This is a genomic window from Polaromonas sp. P1_E3 (assembly GCF_056405935.1).
In genome coordinates this window covers 1-3,203 of record NZ_JBFUBD010000315.1, presented here as the reverse complement: position 1 = coordinate 3,203, position 3,203 = coordinate 1, and the positions used below count along the sequence as shown (strand labels likewise).

Sequence of the window (3,203 nt, the reverse complement as noted above, 5' to 3'; positions counted from 1 at the left end):
GGCCACACAGGACTTCCAGGTAGGTATCGGCAACCTGCTGGGAGGCGGGACGCAGGCGCTGTCCGTCGGGACGGCCCTGGGCAACGCGGCAACCGGCGCCAATATCCGTGTAGGCGCCGGCACCTATGCCGAGGACGTGGTGGTAAACAACCCCTATAACCTGTACTTCGGCGGCTCGACCTTGCAGGGCCTCACGCTCAACGCCGGCGCGGGCGGCTCCGGCATCAGCGGCAATGTGACGGCGAGCGGTGCGGGCGGAATCCTGTTCAACGCCCCGGTCAGTCTGCTGGGCGACACGACGCTGGCGACCCAGGGCGCCAACATCACGCTCAACGGCGACATCCAGAACGCCGGCAGTGTAGCCAGTGCGCTGCGGCTTGTCGCGGGCACGGGCAGCACCCGCGGCAATGTGCACATGGTGACGGGCGGCACGGAAACCAACGCGCTCGGCCGGTTTGAAGTTGTGGCGAACGACTTCACCCTGGACAGCACTTTGTGGGTTAAAGGCTATGGCATTGGGGCACTCGGCAATGTTGCCCTGAGCAACCACACGTTGCGCGGGCAGGACGCCACACAGTCCAACACKCTGAACGCGGGGGGCGACGTGAGCGGCTCCACCATTAGCCAGGGTGCTGTCCAGGTCACCAGCGGCGGCGATGTCTCGGCCAATGTCACCGCCAGCGAAGTGGCGGTGGCCGCTGTAGGCGACGTAAGCGGCACCACCACCAGCCAGGGCAATGTACAGATCAGCAGCAGCACCGGCAACATCAGCGGCAACATCAGCGGCAACAATGTGGTGGTGCAGGCGCAGGGCGACGTGAACGTGGTGGTCACCGCCAGCAACTCGGCATCGCTGGCCGGAGACACCGTGGTGGCCAATGTGGTTGCACCGATCATGGCGGTGGAGGCCGTGAGCGAAGTGCAGATTTCGGGTTCATCCGCCCAGGTCACCATCGATTCGCCCAAAGGCAGCGTCAGCGGCAGTTTCGGACAGGTGACCAATTCTGGCGGTGGCCTGGTCAACGTGAACGGCAAACCGCAGGGTAACCAGCAGCTGACGTCCACCGCGGAAAACAACCGGGTGATTCCTGCCGGTAACGTGGCAGAAAACGCCGGGGCAGATGTGCCGGCGCTTCAGCTGGCGCTGGCCAGTGAAAGCAGCAATTCCGTGGTTTCAAGCACCCCAGCCAAGGCAGGCGAGGCTATCGACAATGGCCAGGCTGTGGAGCTGGACATGTCGCCGGGCGGCGAGCGCGAGAAAGAATGAGGCGCCAGGACGTGAGGAGTGGGGGTGCCCCCCGGACGCGTGCTTGCCGCTGCGTTGCGGGCCTGTTGCAGGGGACTGGATCTTAAAACCGGCCTGGAGAGCTGGCGGGCTTAATTACGGTACTGTTCCTGCTGCATCACCAGCTCCGCTTGCCGCGCAGCCGACAGTTGCGGAGCAGCCGCCTGAACGGCCAGCTTTTCTTGCGCGGTGCCTTGCGGCGCTGGTGGGCGGGCCGGCAGCGCGCCCGGTCGTGCAGGAGTTTCCTGTGCCGCTGCGTTGGACGGCTGCACGCGGCGGGCGCCGTCAAAGCGGCGCTGCCAGTAGCTTACGCCCATGCTTTCAACGCGCACTTCTGCGCCGGGCTTGGGCGAGTGGATGAACTTGCCGTCACCGACATAAATGCCGACATGGCTGAACGCGCGCTTCATGGTGTTGAAAAACACCAGGTCGCCGGGCTGCAATTCGGTTTTTTCGATGCGCTGGGTGGCGGCGGCTTGCTGTTCAGCGCGGCGCGGCAGCAGCAGCCCGACGCTTTGCTCATAAATGGCGCGTACAAAGCCGCTGCAGTCAAACCCGGTTTCGGCCGTGTTGCCGCCGCGTTTGTAGGGCACACCCAGAAAACCCATGGCGTTGACGACCAGCTCGGAAGCCTTGTTGGTGACGTTGTGGCGGACGTTGTCGATCTGGGTCAGCAGGCCCTTGTCGGCGAGCAGTTTGTCCATGTCGTTGTCGCCGCCTGAATTGCCGGGTGCCGCATATGCGCTGGCTGCCAGCAGGGCGGCAGAGGCAATGACGAGGGCAGGGGCAATCATTCGCATGGCGCCAAGCATACTTGACAGATTAGTCCTACGTCAACTTATGTTGTTTCTTGATAACGTTGGTAAGTTATTGATTTGTAACGAATTTGTATTTTGACTAGTCCGTTCTTCCCCTTCCGGGACCTTCTTGCCGCGTAAAAGCCGGGCGTGAGCCGGGTTAAAGGCCATTTCTGCGATGGCGTGTCGCTGGCTGGTGTAAAACCAATTTTGCCTGCAAGTTTTTGAGGACGAAATATGACTTTTATCCAATACCGACGAGCGCGAGCAGCTATGGTTTTGATAGCACTCTCGTGGGTTTTTCTGCCCTCCCAGGCTCAAAGCATTCGCCCTGAAACGGTAGCGGCAGGGCTTGAACACCCCTGGGGCGTGACCTTCCTGCCGGGCGAGCGCTTTCTGGTCACGGAGCGCCCCGGCCGCCTGCGCATCATCGGGCCGGGCGGCAAACCGGGTACGCCGGTGGCGGGTTTGCCGGAGATTGCCGCCGGCGGGCAGGGCGGCTTGCTGGACGTGCTGGCGGACGGCGACTTTGCGCGCAACCGGACGCTGTATTTCTGCTTTTCCGAGCCTGCCGCCGCCGGGAACGGCAACAGTACGGCGCTGGCGCGCGCCACCTTGAGTGCCGACGATACCCGGYTGGAGAACGTCAAGGTCATCTTCAGCCAGAGGCCCAAGGTCGCCAGCACAGCGCATTTCGGTTGCCGCATCGTGGAAAGCCGCGCGGCAGCTACCGGCACGCCCGACGGCAAGCTCTTTCTCACACTGGGTGAACGGTTTAGCCGCAAGGAAGATGCCCAGAAGCTCGACAACCACCACGGCAAGGTTGTCCGCATCAACAAAGATGGCTCGATTCCCCAGGACAACCCCTTTGTCGGCAAAGCGGGGGCCTTGCCTGAAATCTGGAGCTACGGCCACCGCAACGCCCAGGGCGCAACGCTGGCGCCCGACGGCACGTTATGGATGCRCGAGCATGGGCCGCAGGGCGGCGATGAAATCAACCTGCCCAGGCCCGGGGCCAACTACGGCTGGCCGGTGATCACCTACGGCGAAAACTACGGCGGCGGAAAAATCGGCGAAGGCCTGACAGAAAAGGCCGGCATGCAGCAGCCGCTGCATTACTG

3 protein-coding genes are annotated in these 3,203 nt (G+C 63.1%); 2 read left to right on the top strand and 1 reads right to left on the bottom strand.

The genetic code is table 11. The annotated features are described in order from the left end of the window. A partial coding sequence (locus AC1D0Z_RS18455) for a hypothetical protein (protein WP_477659650.1) occupies positions 1 to 1,267 on the top strand: 1,267 nt, incomplete at its 5' end. Between the two features lie 110 nt (positions 1,268 to 1,377). On the opposite strand, the gene AC1D0Z_RS18450 is transcribed toward AC1D0Z_RS18455, so the two are convergent. Beyond that, positions 1,378 to 2,085, bottom strand: coding sequence for a C40 family peptidase (locus tag AC1D0Z_RS18450; protein ID WP_477659649.1), 708 nt, complete (start codon positions 2,083 to 2,085; stop codon positions 1,378 to 1,380). A gap of 270 nt (positions 2,086 to 2,355) precedes the next feature. Between AC1D0Z_RS18450 and AC1D0Z_RS18445 the strand changes: the two genes are divergently transcribed. Continuing rightward, the coding region (locus AC1D0Z_RS18445) for a PQQ-dependent sugar dehydrogenase (protein ID WP_477659648.1) at positions 2,356 to 3,203 on the top strand (848 nt) is incomplete at its 3' end.

What these genes read in the sequence shown, in the direction of transcription:
- AC1D0Z_RS18450 (WP_477659649.1), bottom strand. Translation starts at nt 2,085, where the DNA reads ATGCGAATGATTGCCCCTGCCCTCGTCATTGCCTCTGCCGCCCTGCTG.